We start from the raw sequence: 15,041 nt of genomic DNA on the forward strand, positions 1-15,041 counted from the left end.
AGCGCCTGCGGTACGACAACGATTCTCCCCGAGCCCATTTGCGGCTACGCTTAGCGCAATCGGTAGAGATCGAGGACCAGGGGGATGGACCGTGTCCTGTTGATCGAGGCATCGGCAACGCGCCGTCGGGCGCTGTCGACGATGCTCGCGCAGAAAGGTTACGAGGTGGCGATCATCGCTACCTACGCCGAAGGTTTGTCCACGCTCAGCAGTATCGAGCGCGAAGCTTATGCTGCGCTGGTGGTGAGCTGGCCCGAATACTCCGATCATCGTGCGGACGATGTCTTTGCCTTGCTGCGCGCGCGCGACTGGATTGCGCTGCCGGTGCTGGTCATGGCCGATTCCACCGACGCCGGTGCCGTCAACTGGCTGATGAAGCGTCCCAGTACGGCCTTGCTGCTGTGGTCTGACTATTCTGATGCGCCGGACGCGCTGAACAAGCTGATCCATCCGATTCAACGCGCGCCGGCGACCGATGACCGCTCCGACAGCAGCCAGCTGCGGGTGCTGTTTGTCGACGATTCGCCGACGGTGCGCATCGCCTTCAAGCGCTTGCTGGCGGCCGAGGGTTATCAGGTGGATACCGCGGTCTGCGCCGAGGATGGTCTGGTCAAGGCTCAGGCCAAGGACTACGACATCGCCATCGTTGACTACTTCATGCCCGGTGACAACGGTGCCATGCTGGTCAAGAAGCTGCGCGATGCGCCTGAGACCGCGAGCATCCTCGCCGCGATCATCACCGGCACCTACTCCGACCGCGTCATCACCGAATCACTGGGTGCCGGCGCTGTGGAGTGCATGTTCAAGTCCGAGGCTCGCGAGCTGTTTCTGGCGCGCATGCGCTCGCTGTCTCGCACGGTGCTGGACCGCAAGGCCATCGACAACGAGCGGCGGCGACTGCAGGGCATCCTTACCTCGGTCGGTGAAGGTGTTTACGGCGTCAATTCCCGGGGCGTCATCCAGTTCATCAATCCGGCAGCGCTGGATATCCTCGGTTACTCGCACGACGTGGATTTTGTCGGCGAGATGGCTGCCGATCGCTTCCACTACGCCTTCGAAGACAAGACCCGGATACCGCGCCAGGCCTGCTTCCTGAGCCAGTGCTACGAGAACGGCAACCAGGTGAGCGGCTGGCAGACCGTGTTCTGGCATGAAAGCGGGCGTTCGGTACCGGTCGAATGCACGGTGTATCCACTCGATATCGACGGCAAGCGCGAAGGCGCCGTGGTGGCCTTCCGTGACGTCTCGCAGCGGCGCCTGCTGGAAGAGGAACTGCGTTGGCAGGCCAGCCACGACGCCCTCACCAAGCTGCACAACCGCGCTCATTTCGAACAACAACTGCAGCAGGAAGTGGCCAGGCTGCGGCGTTCCGATCAGACCAGTCTGCTGCTGTTTGTCGACGTCGATCGCTTCAAGTACATCAATGACACCCTCGGCCATGCGGCCGGCGATCAGCTGCTCGTCGAGGCCAGTCATCGATTGCGCAATCGCTTGCGGGTGAACGACACCCTCGCCCGCATGGGCGGCGACGAATACGCGCTGATTCTGCGCAATTCCCATCAGGATCCAGAGCTGGTGGCCGATGAGTTCCGCAAGGCCCTGTCCGGACAACTCTTTTCCTATGGCGACAAGCACTACCGGCTGTCCGCCAGTATTGGCGTGGCCGTGCTCGATCGGCATGTGATGTCGCCGTCCGAGGCCATGGCCAATGCCGACATTGCCTGCCATATCGCCAAGAACCATGGCCGCAATCAGGTCCATGTCTATTCCTACGACACCGATCAGCGTGCTTCGATGGACGTGGAACTGAACTGGTCGGCACGACTGGAAGAAGCGATCCGCGACGATCTGTTCGTGCTGTGCTTTCAGCCGATCCTGCCGCTACCCAGTGTCGATCTGAAAGACCTGCCGGATGCCGAGGGCGAGCTCTGGATGCGACATTTCCAGGGACCAAGGCCGCGCCGCATCTACTACGAAGTGCTCTTGCGCATGCGTGGACCCAGCGGCGAACTGGTAGCTCCCAATGCCTTTCTGCCGACGGCCGAGCGTTACAACATGATGCTCGACATCGATCGCTGGGTGATACACAACGCCCTCAAGGCGCTGCGCGACAGCCACGCAGTTGATCCCGAACATCTGGTGGGCCTGTCGATCAATCTCTCGGCGCAATCACTGGGTGCCAACGGCATCGGCCGGTTCGTCATGGACAAGCTGGTAGAGTTCAACGTAGATCCTTCACTGGTCACCTTCGAGATCACCGAAACCAAGGCCGTGACCAATCTGGACGCCGCGCGCGAACTGATCCAGCAACTGCGGGGCCTGGGATGCCGTTTTGCACTCGATGATTTCGGCTGCGGATTCTCCTCGTTCACGCATTTGAAGCATCTGGACGTGGATTTCCTGAAGATCGATGGCGCCTTCATCCAGGGCTTGCTCGAAGATCCGGTGGATCGGGCCGTGATTGCCGCCATCAATGACATCGCTCACTCGGTGGGCAAACGCACCGTGGCCGAGTATGTGGATCGGCCACAGGTGCTGTCTGCCCTGCTCGCCTGCGGCGTCGATTTCATCCAGGGCTACTATGTGGGACGCCCGACCTCGGATCTGCGTACAGGCTACCTGCGCGCGCGCAGTTCCAAGCGCGCGCCCGCCCTGCCCCCGCTGGCAGCGGCCGGATGACGGCCGCTGCGACGCCTGGCCCGCATTTCTCACACCTGCGCGTGCAGATGCCGCGATTCCGTTGCAGCGCAAGGCAAATCGGTGGCCACACAGCAACTGCAGAGTGTACGGCTTGCATCTGCCCGCTTTGCGGCCCTCGCGCGTTCTTTGCGACTATCGCTGCATTGCTCCTCCTCGCCATGGAATCACCATTCCTCGTCGTCGCGCCTTGCGCTAGTCGCAAAGCACTGCGCGATCTTCCGCAACAGGTGTGAGACGTGCGGGCTAGCTTTCTCTGGCACGACTACGAGACCTTTGGCGCCAACGTCCGCGTCGATCGCCCGGCTGAATTCGCCTGCTGGCGCAGCAATGAGGACTTCGAGCCGATCGCCGAACCGGTGGCCTTTCGCTGTCGGCCAACCCTGGATTACCTGCCCCAGCCCCAGGCTTGCGTGATTACCGGCATTGGTCCCGAGAGTGCCTGGCGTGAGGGTCTGACGGAACCGGAATTCGCCGAACGCGTGCTGGCCGAAATGGGCACGCCGCAGACCTGCGTGCTGGGCTACAACAGCATGCGCTTCGACGACGAGATCACCCGCTACCTGTTCTGGCGCAATTTCATCGACCCCTATCAACGCGAGTGGGCCAACGGCAATTCACGATTCGATCTGATCGATCTGGCACGTGCTGCCCAGGCCCTGCGGCCAGCCGGCATACACTGGCCCAAACGCGAGGATGGACATCCCAGCTTTCGCCTGAGTGACCTGAGTGCCGCCAACGCCCTGCCCCACCGGCATGCCCACGCGGCTCTATCCGATGTTGAGGCCACGCTGGCACTGGCGCGGCTGATCCGGGCATCGCAGCCCCGGCTGATGAGTTTTGCGCTCGGTCTGCGGCGCAAGGCGCGGGTGCTGGAACTGCTGGACTGGCGGCAGCGCACGCCGGTGGTGCACGTATCGCAACGTTTTCCGGCCGAACGCGGCTGTCTGGCCCAGGTGGTTCCGCTGGCCATGCACCCCAGCCAGAGCGGCAAGGTGATCGTGGTCGACGCCTATCAGGATCCGGCGCCGCTGCTGCAATGGACAGCCGAGAAACTGGCCGACTTGCTGCTGAAGCCGGCCAGCGATCCCGACCACGTATCCCTGGGACTGAAGCTGGTGCACGCCAACCGAGCGCCCTTCCTGGCGCCCTTGTCGGTACTGGAAGGGGTGGATCTGCAGCGCATTGCTTTCGATCGCGAGCGCATGGATCTGCACACACGCAAGCTTCAGGATGCGCCAGCGCTGGATCACAAGCTGCAACAGGTCTATGCCCTGCTTGATCGCGGTGAGCGCCCCGTTCAGGATCCCGACGAAGCCTTGTATGCGGGCTTCCTGGCCGATGGTGATCGCGCGCTATGCACCCGTTGGCGCGGCGAGCGGCCTGAAGGACTGCAGGAATTGTCGAAGAATTTCACCGATCCGCGACTGCAGGCGCTGGCATTCCGCTACCGGGCACGGCACCACGAGCCCACGCTGAGCGAGCCCGAGCGCAAGCTCTGGTTGCGCCATTGCCGGGATCGTCTCATCAGCGCGGATGGCACACTGGAATCATATCTGTCCGCTGTCCGTGAGATCTCGACGCAACATCCTGAGCTGTCGATTGAACTGACCCAGTGGGCGCAGCGACTCTGCGACCATGCGCAGATCCCCTGGCCGCCGTAGCAGCGGGCCAGGTCAGTCGCTGGTGGCACCCTCGTGCAAGTCGGCCAGCAACTGGCGCATGTCAGCGCCGATTTCAGCATCATCCAGCGCCAGTCTCAGCGTGGCATGGACGTAACCGAACTTGGTGCCACAGTCATAGCGCACGCCGTCAAAGCGGTAGGCGCAGACTGATTGCTCGCCCAGAAGCGCGGCAATCGCATCGGTGAGTTGGATCTCGCCTCCTGCGCCAGGCCGGGTCTGCTCCAGGAGTTTGAAGATTCGGGAATCGAGCACGTAGCGTCCGACTACCGCGAGATTGGAGGGCGCCACATCCGGCCGCGGCTTCTCGACGATGCTGTCGATCCGCATCAGTCCCTGCGACAGTTCGGTCCCGGAGACGATGCCGTACTTGCCGGTGTCCTTCCAATCCACTGGCTCCACCGCCACCACGCTACCGCCCTGACGGGCCTGCACCGCGGCCATCTGCGCGAGGGCGCCCGGGCCCTGACGATTGATGATGAAGTCATCGGGGAGAATCACGCCAAAAGCGCCGGAAGCCACCGCCGGTTGCGCGCACAGCACGGCATGGCCCAAACCGCGCGCTTCCGATTGGAGCACAAAGACCGGGCGCACATGCGAGGGCAGCACGTCATGGACGATCTGCAGCAACTCCAGTTTGTTGCTGCGTTCCAGGCGCTGTTCCAGTTCGAAAGCCTGGTCGTAGTGATCACTGATGGCACGCTTGTTGCGATTGACCACAAAGACCAGGGTGTCGGCGCCAGCCTCAACCGCCTCGTCCGACGCCCACTGGATCAGCGGCTTGTCCATCACCGGCAACATTTCCTTGGGCACCACCTTGGTCGCCGGCAGGAAACGAGTGCCCAGACCTGCGACCGGAAACACCACCGTTTTCAAGCGCTCAGACATCGATCAGCTCCCTGTTCAGGCTCGCCGCAGCGGCAACACATTCTCGTCGTCGGACGATACCCGACCGGAAAACTCCGGCACAAATCGGTTCAGGATCTCACGCAGCTCATCAACACCGTAGCGCCGCACGGCGGCATCGCCCTGATGCAGCGCCTGGGTGAGTTCGTCGAGATTGACGGCGCGATGTTGCGCCAGAAAGATCTTCTGGTGACGGGTCTGCTGATAGCTCTCGTGTTCGTGGAAGAGTTCCTCGAACAGCTTTTCACCTTCACGCAAACCGGTGTACACGATCTGGATATCCTGTCCCGGCAGCTTTCCGGCCAGGCGAATCATCTGCTCGGCCAGATAGCGGATCTGGATCGGCTCACCCATGTCCAGCGCGAAGATCTCACCGCCCTGCCCCAGCGTCGCTGCCTGCAGGATCAGCTGGCAGGCCTCGGGGATGGTCATGAAGTAGCGGCTGATTTCGGGATGGGTGACGGTCACCGGCCCGCCCTGACGAATCTGCTCACGGAATAGCGGAACCACGCTGCCAGCGGAATCCAGCACATTGCCGAAGCGCACCGTCAGATAGCAGGTGCGCGAACGCTTGGCCAGGTTCTGGCAGAAGATCTCGGCGATGCGCTTGGTCGCCCCCATCACGTTCGCCGGATTGACGGCCTTGTCGGTGGAGATCAGCACGAAGGTCTCCACGCCGGCCTCGTCGGCGGCCAGCGCAATCGCCCGGGTGCCAAGCACATTGTTGCGGAAAGCTTCGCGCAACTGCTGCTGCAGCAGCGGCACATGCTTGTAGGCCGCGGCGTGAAACACCACTTGCGGGCGCAGAGTCTCCAGTACGTGCCTGCAGGTGGCGGCGTCGCAGACATCACCCAGCGCGGCATCCAGTTCCATATCCGGAAACTCGCGGCGCAGCTGCCGTTCAATCTGGTACAGGTTGTACTCGGACTGTTCCAGAATGCCGAGTGCCGAGGCCCCGAGGCGCGCCACCTGACGGCACAGCTCGGCACCGATGGAGCCGCCGCCGCCGGTGACCAGCACGCGCTTGCCGGACAGCGCCTGACGGATCGCCGTCCAGTCCAGTTGCACCGGTTCGCGACCGAGTAGATCCTCGATCGCGACTTCCTTGAGCTCATTGAAGGCTGAGCGCCCGGCGACCACGTCCTGCAGGCGCGGCACGGTCCTGAATGGCAACCCGGTTTCTTCGCACAGCTCCACCACGCGACGCATTTCGGCAGTCGTGGCGCTGGGCATCGCAATCAACAACATGTCCGCGGCCACTTCGCGGGCCAGATCGCGCAGTTCCTCGATCCGGCCCAGCACCGGCACGCCGTGGACGCGGGCGCCGCGCAGCAATCGATTGTCGTCAAGGAATCCCACCGGCAGATACTGGCCTTCGGCGCGGAGATCGCGCACCAGCATCTCGCCGGCGCGCTCCGCGCCCAGCACCAGCACGCGCTTGCGTGAGCTGCGCTCATAGAAATCGAGCCGACTGTCCTTCCAGAAGCGATAGGCCAGACGCGGCAGGCCCAGCAGCACCGACATCAATACCGGATACAGGATCAATACACTGCGCGGCACGTTCCCCAGGCGGTCGTAGAGAAACAGCGCGAGGCCCACGGTGAGGGCGCCGAGAATGGAGCCGCGTACGATGTTCCAGAGATCGGGCAGACTGGCAAAGCGCCACAAGCCCTTGTACAGGCCGGTCCACCAGAAGATGCTTCCCTGAATCGTCAGTACCAGCACGACTTCGCTCAACGTCAGTACGCTGAGCGAGGTATCGGCCTCGAAGCTCAGGCGGATCGACTTGGCCAGATACCAGGCGATCAGAATCATCGCCAGATCGTGCGCAACCACCGCACTGCGCGGGTGAATCAGGGCCACAAAGGCGCGCAAGGCCCGGCTCATGAACCCACCCTCGCCCGGCGCAAGGCGTAATCACGCGCAAGGCGCCAGAGCAAGGCGCCTGACAGATAGACAACAGCAGCAGCAATCAGCATGGGCAAGGGTCGCAAGGGGCCGATGAGCAGTACCAAGGCCGAGATTCCCACGCTGAATCCCAGATAGCTCAGAGTGGTCCGGGTGTGGCTCCAGCCAGCACGCGTAAGCCATTGATACAGATGCTCGCGGTGCGCAGTGTACCATCGCCGTGGGGGCCGACGAAGCATGCGCCAGGCCAGGGTCAGGCCGGTATCGAGAAACACCGCAGCGGCCAGCAGCAGCGCCGCAGGCAAGACCGGTCCGGCATCAACCAGGGGCATCAGGGCCAGCGCAGCGACGATGTATCCCAGACTGGCGCTGCCGACATCGCCCATGAAGGCGCGGGCGTCGGGAAAGTTGAAGGGCAAGAATGCGCAGACCGATCCGGCCACGACGGCGGCAAACCAGGCCGCGGGATAGTCGCCCGCCTTCCACGCCAGAGCGGCGATGATGGTGGCCACCAGCACCGCCTGGACTGCCGCCATACCATTGATGCCATCCATGAAATTCCAGAAGTTGATCGCTGGAATGATCAATATCAAGGGAAGGATCAGCACCAGAACCCAGGGCAGTTGCGCGGCCAGCCCGGGCCAGGCGCCAAGGGTCAGCAGCACGGCTGCCGTCGCATGCGCCAGCAGCCGCGGCCACACCGGCAGACCCTGGCGATCATCGAGCCAGCTGATCAGGGCGACGATGGCCAGACCCGCGGCGCCGCCCAGCGCCCAGCGACCCAGCGGATGTTGCACGCCCAGCGCCAGCCCGAGGCCGGTCCAGACGGCGGTGATGACGAGTACGAATCCCAGTCCGGCCCCACGCACCGTCGGAGCGCTGTGCATGCGCCGGGCTCCCGGCTGATCATGCATGGCTGCGCCCTGCGCATAGGCCAGGGCCAGACGGGTCAGCATCCAGGCTGGCGCAGCAGCCAACAAGGCGGCAAGCACAGCGCTCAAGGTCAGTTCACTCGCCCGGCACGCCGTGCACCGGCTTGATGCTGCCCCAGCTCTTGCAACTGGGACACTGCCAGTGCAAGGCACGCGGGCTGAAGCCGCAACGGCTGCAGCGATAGCCAGCCTTGCGTTCCAGCAGACGATGGAGCAATTCGCGGATGAGGCCGATGGCCTCTGCGCGCTCACCGGATTCGGAAGGAAAGGACAGGTCGACGACCTTGAGCACACCGCGTACCGACGGACGCTGATGCAGGCGGTCGGCGAGGAAGCCGACGGCCTCGCTGCGGCCATCGCTGCGCTCGATCATGGCACTGCGCGCCAGCAAGGCGGCCACGCCGCGATCACGCTGCATCATCAGGTCGAGAAAGGCCTGTGCGCGATCGCTGCGTCCCAGTTTTTCGTAGGTTGCCAGCAGTTCACTGAGAATCTCGGACAGAAAGTCCGGGTCGATCTCCGCGGCCTTCTCGAAATGGCGGATTGCAGCCTCATCGGCGCCGTCTGCCAGCGCCAAACGTCCCAGCAGCATGTGCGCACGGACGCAGCGGGCATCGACCGCCACAGCCTCGCGCGCCAGCTTGCGGGCTTCCTCGGGTTCCTTGCGCGCCCGCGCCTGCTCCGCCAATTCGCAGTAGAACTGCGCCACCAGCGGCGAGGTGCCATCGCCAGTGGCGGCGCGCAGGCGCTGCGCCATCTCGATGGCGCGGTTCCAGTCACGTTCCTGCTGGTAGATGGAAATCAGATGTCGCAGTGCGGTCGGTGCATGCTGGTCGATGGCCAGCAAATCGGTGTACAAGGCTTCGGCGCGATCCAGCAAACCGGCGCGCATGTAATCCTCGCCCAACTCCAGCAAAGCGATGGTGCGCTGATCGGCGGACAGTTTGGGGCGGCTGTAGAGATCTTGATGGAGGCGGATGGCGCGATCCGTTTCACCGCGACGCCGGAACAGATTGCCCAGGGCCAGCTGGGTCTCGAAGGTGTCACTATCGAGTTCAGCAATCTTGAGAAAGACTTCCAGTGCCTTGTCGGGCTGCTCGTTCAGCAGATAGTTGAGGCCGCTGAAATAGGTCTGGGAGAACTTGGAGAAGCGCTCACCACTGCTGCGTTCGCTGCCTCGTCGGCCCACCAGATAGCCAGACCAGGCTGCAATCGGCAAGAGCAGCCACAGCACTTCCCAGCCCATGATGGTTCAGCTTCCCGATCGACGTTGGCGGCGCAATTCGCGCTTGAGCCCAAGTACCACGGCCAGATACAGGCCCAAGGCTCCAGCGAGACTGCCGAGCGCGAAGAACCCCACCAAAGCCACGCCCAGCGGCAACGTGAAGGCGCCGACGACGGCATCGATCTGGGTCAGGGCCGGATTGAAAGCTGCAAACACGACGATGGCGGTCAAAACCACACCGAGCAGGATTCTGGCCGCAAGTTTCAAGCAGCTGCGCCTCGTCAGGACCGAGCAGTCTTGGGCGCAGGCACCGGTACCTTCTGGGCACTGGCGTTCACCCGCTCGCGTAATTCCTTGCCGGGTTTGAAATGCGGGACATATTTGCCCGAGAGCGCTACCACATCACCCGTCTTCGGGTTCCGGCCCATGCGCGGCGGCCTGAAATGCAGGGAGAAACTGCCAAAGCCGCGGACTTCGATACGTTCGCCGCTGGACAGGGAGTCGGCCATCTGATCAATGACAGATTTCACCGCGAGCTCAACATCCGGTTGTGCCAGATGCGTTTGCCGACCCGACAAGGCCAGGATCAGTTCCGACTTGGTCACGATCTTTGCTCCAGCAAGCCCGGGGAAGTTTCAAGACTACGTTGAAAGTGGGGGCGGCGCACGTCCGCCCCCACCAATACCAGAGAAATCAGCGGCTCAGCTGTTCCTTGAGCAGCGCGCCGAGCTTGGTCGTGCCGATGGAGGTGTTGTGGTACTCCTCCAGAGCATCGGCCAGTTCGTCGTCTTCCTTGGCACGGATCGACAGCTGCAGGATACGGCCACGACGATCGAGACCCGTGAACTTGGCTTCGATCTTGTCACCCACGGCGTAGTGCTGCGTGGCGTCGTCCACACGCTCCTTGGCGATATCCGATGCGCGCAAATAGCCCTCGACACCCTCGTCCAGGTCCACGGTCACGCCACGGGCATCCACTTCGCGAACGATGCCGTGAACGATGCTGCCCTTCGGATTGTTGGCCATGAAGCTGCCGAAGGGATCCTGCTCCAGCTGCTTGATGCCGAGCGAAATGCGCTCGCGCTCGGGATCGACGGCCAGCACCACGGCCTCCAGTTCCTCGCCCTTCTTGAAATTGCGGACCAGGTCTTCGCCGGTGCCGTTCCAGGAAATGTCGGACAGGTGCACCAGTCCGTCGATGCCGCCATCGAGGCCGACGAAGATGCCGAAATCGGTGATCGACTTGATCGAGCCCGAGACCTTGTCACCCTTCTTGAAGGTGCCGGCGAAGGCTTCCCACGGATTGCTCGTGCACTGCTTCATGCCGAGCGAAATGCGGCGACGCTCTTCGTCGATGTCGAGCACGGTCACTTCGGTTTCGTCGCCGATGGCCACGATCTTGGCCGGGTTGACGTTCTTGTTGGTCCAATCCATCTCGGACACGTGCACCAGACCTTCGACGCCCGGCTCCAGCTCGACGAATGCACCGTACTCGGTGACGTTCGAGACCTTGCCGAACAGACGGGTACCCTGCGGGTAACGACGCGAGATGTTCACCCACGGATCGTCGCCCAGCTGCTTCAGACCCAGCGAAACGCGATTGCGCTCACGGTCGAAGCGCAGCACGCGCACATCGATCTCGTCACCGACGTTGACCACTTCGGAGGGGTGACGGACGCGCTTCCACGCCATGTCGGTGATGTGCAGCAGGCCATCGATGCCGCCGAGGTCGACGAATGCGCCGTAATCGGTGAGGTTCTTGACCACACCCTTCAGCACCGCGCCTTCCTTGAGCTTCTCCATCAACTGCTCGCGCTCGACGCTGAACTCGCTCTCGACCACCGCACGGCGGGAGACCACGACGTTGTTGCGCTTGCGATCGAGCTTGATGATCTTGAACTCGAGATCCTTGCCTTCCAGGTACACCGGATCACGGACCGGACGCACGTCGACCAGGGAACCCGGCAGGAACGCGCGGATGTCCTTGATGTCGACCGTGAAGCCGCCCTTGACCTTGCCACTGATGCGACCGACCACGGTCTCATCCTTGGTCTGAGCTTCTTCGAGCTCATCCCACACCATCGCGCGCTTGGCTTTCTCGCGCGACAGCCGCGTTTCGCCGAAACCATCTTCCAGTGCGTCCAGGGCGACCTTGACCTCGTCGCCAACGCTCACCTCGAGCTCGCCCGCCTCATTGCGGAATTGCTCGATGGGCACCACGCCCTCGGACTTCAGACCCGCATTGACGATGACGACATCGCTGCGGATTTCCACTACCGTGCCGGTAACAATGGCGCCGGGCTTGAGCTTGCTGATGCGCTCGCTCTGTTCAAACAGTTCGGCAAAACTTTCAGTCATGGTTGATTCCAGGAAATCGGAAAGACGCCCGCAGCCCTTTGGATCCGGGTCCGCGTCAGCGTCGTTCCACCCTCTTTCGAGTGTGCGGATTGCTCCGCGTATGTTTATGAATCCCGAGAGAAATTCTCGAGCCCGTTCCCCCATTGCGAGGCCGAAGTCAGCGCTTCAAAGGCGCCGCCCAGGCGAGCACGATGGCAACCACATCATCGATGGACTGGGTAGTCGAATCGATGGTGCGGGCATCGTGCGCGGGAACCAGAGGCGCCACGGACCGGGTTCGGTCGCGCAGGTCGCGTTCTTCAATCTCGCGCAAGAGGGCCGGTAGAATAGCCGTTATTCCCTTTTCGCTCAACTGTTTATGGCGGCGCCGGGCACGTTCTGCCGCACTGGCAGTCAGGAAAACTTTCAATTCGGCCTCGGGAAACACGATGGTTCCCATGTCCCGACCATCGGCCACCAGACCGGGTGCGACCTGGAAAGCCCGTTGCTTGGCCAGCAGCGCCGCCCTCACGGCCGGCTGCGCGGCCACTTTGGAAGCGGCCTGGCCGGCCTCCTCGGTGCGGATATCTGCAGAGATGTCCTCGTCTCCCAGCCAGACATGCGGTTCGGAGTCGATGCGGTCCTCGAAGCGGATATCGGCATCCAGCGCCAGCCTGGCCAGCGCCTGCTCATCGGCCAGATCAGCACCGCTGCGCACCGCCGCAACGCCGACCGCCCGGTAGAGCGCCCCCGAATCCAGGAAATGCCAGCCCAGCGCCCGAGCCACGGCACGGCTGATGGTGCCCTTGCCCGAGCCGCTCGGCCCGTCGATGGTGATGACCGGTGCGGCCTGTGGCAATGGACTCACGCTGAAAGCTCCGGACTACCCTCACGGACCTGCATGGACAATCCGGCGAGTGTCGCCAGTTCGGAGAAGCCCGGGAAGCTGGTATCGACGTTGGCGCAGTCGAGTATGCGGATGACGCCAGTGGCACGCAGCGCGGCTACAGCGAAGCTCATGGCGATGCGGTGATCTCCGTGACTGTCGATATGTCCACCGCTCATCTGTGCCCTGCCCTCTATGGCCATGCCGTCGTCGAATTCCTGTACCTGCACGCCCAGTGCCTCGAGGCCGCGGGCCATCGCCGCAATCCGGTCGCTTTCCTTCACCCGCAACTCGTGGGCGCCGCGGACGCTGCTGGTGCCCTCGGCACAGGCGGCGGCAATGGCAAAGGCCGGGAATTCGTCGATCATATCGGGCACGCGCTCGATCGGCACGTCCACGGCGCGCAGCGCGCTGGCGCGCACGCGCAGATCCCCGACCGGTTCGCCCGCCACCTCGCGTTGATCGAGGATCTCGATGTCGGCGCCCATGTCGATCAGGGTCAGCAACAAGCCGGTTCGGCGCGGATTGAGCCCGACGTTCTCGATGATCAGTTCGCCCTCCGGCGCAATCGCGCCTGCAACCAGAAAAAAGGCCGCGGAGGAAAAATCTCCCGGCACAGCGATCGGCTGCGCGCGAAGCGTTTGACCCGGGTTGAGGCGCACCCGGTTGCCTACAACGGACACATCGGCGCCCAGCGCGGTCAACATGCGCTCAGTGTAGTCGCGGGTGGCGGCGGGTTCGGTGACCTCGGTGGGACCGCTGGCGTACAGACCCGCGAGCAGCACGCAGGACTTGATCTGGGCGCTGGCCACCGGGCAGCGATAGTCGATGCCGCGCAATCCGTCGACGGCATGAATCTGCAGGGGCGCGGTGCCGGCGGTGGTGCACTCGATGCGCGCGCCCATCTGCAGCAAGGGGTCGATGACCCGGCGCATGGGTCGACGCGATAGCGATTCATCACCGATCAGGGTGCTGGCAAAGCGCTGGCCGGCGAGCAAGCCGGTGAGCAGACGCATCGCAGTACCGGCGTTGCCGCAGTCGAGCGCCGCGGCACTTTGCCTGAGGCCGTGCAACCCTACCCCATCGATCCGCAACCCGGTCGCTGCAGTGCGCTCGATGGTGACGCCGAGATCGCGAAGGATCTGCGCGGTCGCCAGGGTGTCGGCGCCGGGCAGGAAGCCGCTGACCTCGGTTCGGCCTTGTGCGAGCGCGCCGAACATGACCGCCCGATGGGAGATCGACTTGTCACCGGGTACGCTGAAGCACCCCTGGACCCGCCGCGACGGCTGACACAGAAACTCGCGCGACGAAGCGCTCATGCCAGGTCCTCCTGCAGCACCTGGGCGAGAATGCCCAGAAACTCGCTGTTTTCCTGCGCCAGCCCCACCGTGATCCGCAAACAGGTCGGTAAACCGTAGCCGCCCATCGGCCGGACGATGGCTCCGCGCCTGAGCAGAGCCTCCTCGATGACCTTGGCCGGGCGCTCGAAATCCACCAGCACGAAGTTGCCCTGCGACGGGAACACGAACAGGCCCAGGGCCCGAAGGCCGGCACTGAGCGACGCGCGCTCTGCCGCATTGCTGCGGCGCACGTCCTCGACATGGGCCACATCGGCGATGGCCGCCGCGGCTGCCGCCTGGGCGTACAGGTTGACATTGAAAGTCAGGCGCGTGCGCTCCAGCACCGCGGCCAGATCGGGATGGCTGATGGCGTAGCCGACCCGCATCGCCGCCAGTCCATGGGCCTTAGAGAAGGTCCGAGTCACCACCAGATTCGGGTGCAGCGCCTGCAGCGACAAGGCATCGGGGACTTCCGCCTCGTCTACGTACTCACGATAGGCCTCGTCGATGACGACCACGGCATGCCGCGGCACCTGGGCCAGGAATTGCGCCAATGTGGCCCGGTCCCACCAGGTCCCCGTCGGGTTGTTGGGATTGGCCAGATACACCAGCTTGGTTCGGGGACCGAGTGCGGCGGTCATGGCGATGGGATCCGCCCCCAGCGGTTGCAGACCTGATCGCGGCAGCGCCGGCACTTCCACGGGCTGGCCACCGCTGGCAATGGCGGCGAGCTTGAACACGGCAAAACCGTGCTGCGCAAAGACCACTTCGTCCCCGGGAGCCACAAAGGTTTCGGCAATCAGCACCAGCAGCTCGTGCGAACCACTGCCGAGCGTGATGGCGCCGGGATCGACCTGCCAGCGCGCGGCGATGGCCTGGCGCAGCTTGCGCGCGGCGGCATCCGGATAGCGGATGGCATCGGCGAAATCGCGCGAGCGCAGCAGTTCGGTGACCGCAGGACTGGCCCCGTATCCGTTTTCGTTGGAGCCCAGTTCGAGCATGCGCGGCAGACCGAGCATCCGACGGATGGTCTCTGGATCGTAGCCGGGATCGTAGGCGGTGAGCTTCTGCACGCCGGGCGCTGCGAGGTCTTCGATACGCATCATGGGCCTGAATGAGGTGAGTAGT

General features: G+C 63.5%; 12 protein-coding genes. 2 read left to right on the forward strand and 10 right to left on the reverse strand.

Annotation, left to right across the window (positions count from 1 at the left end):
• Positions 1-84 precede the first annotated feature (84 nt).
• Together H7A19_13260 and sbcB are read left to right on the forward strand one after the other, a co-directional pair.
• Positions 85-2,679: an EAL domain-containing protein gene (locus tag H7A19_13260; GenBank protein MCP5475797.1), complete on the forward strand. Its 2,595-nt coding sequence runs from the start codon at positions 85-87 to the stop codon at positions 2,677-2,679.
• A 257-nt stretch (positions 2,680-2,936) separates the two neighbouring features.
• The gene (gene sbcB, locus H7A19_13265) at positions 2,937-4,361 is read left to right on the forward strand and encodes an exodeoxyribonuclease I (GenBank protein ID MCP5475798.1); all 1,425 of its coding nucleotides are present in this window, start codon (positions 2,937-2,939) and stop codon (positions 4,359-4,361) included.
• 12 nt (positions 4,362-4,373) lie between these two features.
• Here the strand turns inward: sbcB and galU are convergent, their stop codons facing one another.
• The 10 genes from galU to H7A19_13315 form a co-directional block, all read right to left on the reverse strand.
• Positions 4,374-5,267 (reverse strand): UTP--glucose-1-phosphate uridylyltransferase GalU, encoded by an 894-nt coding sequence (gene galU, locus H7A19_13270; protein ID MCP5475799.1) that lies wholly within the window; start codon positions 5,265-5,267, stop codon positions 4,374-4,376.
• Between the two features lie 15 nt (positions 5,268-5,282).
• Complete coding sequence (locus H7A19_13275) at positions 5,283-7,172, reverse strand: polysaccharide biosynthesis protein (protein MCP5475800.1); 1,890 nt, start codon at positions 7,170-7,172, stop codon at positions 5,283-5,285.
• Complete coding sequence (locus H7A19_13280; protein MCP5475801.1) at positions 7,169-8,194, reverse strand: glycosyl transferase family 4; 1,026 nt, start codon at positions 8,192-8,194, stop codon at positions 7,169-7,171. Before H7A19_13280 ends, H7A19_13275 begins: the two co-directional genes overlap by 4 nt.
• A gap of 7 nt (positions 8,195-8,201) precedes the next feature.
• On the reverse strand, positions 8,202-9,371 hold the full coding sequence (gene lapB / locus H7A19_13285) for a lipopolysaccharide assembly protein LapB (protein MCP5475802.1): 1,170 nt from the start codon (positions 9,369-9,371) through the stop codon (positions 8,202-8,204).
• A gap of 6 nt (positions 9,372-9,377) precedes the next feature.
• Positions 9,378-9,617, reverse strand: a complete 240-nt coding sequence (locus H7A19_13290; GenBank protein MCP5475803.1) for a LapA family protein — start codon at positions 9,615-9,617, stop codon at positions 9,378-9,380.
• 14 nt (positions 9,618-9,631) lie between these two features.
• Positions 9,632-9,955, reverse strand: a complete 324-nt coding sequence (locus H7A19_13295; protein ID MCP5475804.1) for an integration host factor subunit beta — start codon at positions 9,953-9,955, stop codon at positions 9,632-9,634.
• 88 nt (positions 9,956-10,043) lie between these two features.
• A complete protein-coding gene (rpsA, locus tag H7A19_13300; protein MCP5475805.1) occupies positions 10,044-11,708 on the reverse strand; it encodes a 30S ribosomal protein S1 in 1,665 nt (554 codons plus the stop codon).
• A gap of 157 nt (positions 11,709-11,865) precedes the next feature.
• Positions 11,866-12,546, reverse strand: a complete 681-nt coding sequence (locus H7A19_13305; GenBank protein ID MCP5475806.1) for a (d)CMP kinase — start codon at positions 12,544-12,546, stop codon at positions 11,866-11,868.
• A 5-nt stretch (positions 12,547-12,551) separates the two neighbouring features.
• Positions 12,552-13,892, reverse strand: a complete 1,341-nt coding sequence (aroA, locus tag H7A19_13310) for a 3-phosphoshikimate 1-carboxyvinyltransferase (protein MCP5475807.1) — start codon at positions 13,890-13,892, stop codon at positions 12,552-12,554.
• Complete coding sequence (locus tag H7A19_13315; protein ID MCP5475808.1) at positions 13,889-15,019, reverse strand: histidinol-phosphate transaminase; 1,131 nt, start codon at positions 15,017-15,019, stop codon at positions 13,889-13,891. The genes aroA and H7A19_13315 overlap by 4 nt, the downstream gene beginning before the upstream one ends.
• Between the last annotated feature and the right edge of the window lie 22 nt (positions 15,020-15,041).

Source organism: Rhodanobacteraceae bacterium (genome assembly GCA_024234055.1).
In the GTDB taxonomy this organism is placed as follows: domain Bacteria; phylum Pseudomonadota; class Gammaproteobacteria; order Xanthomonadales; family SZUA-5; genus JADKFD01.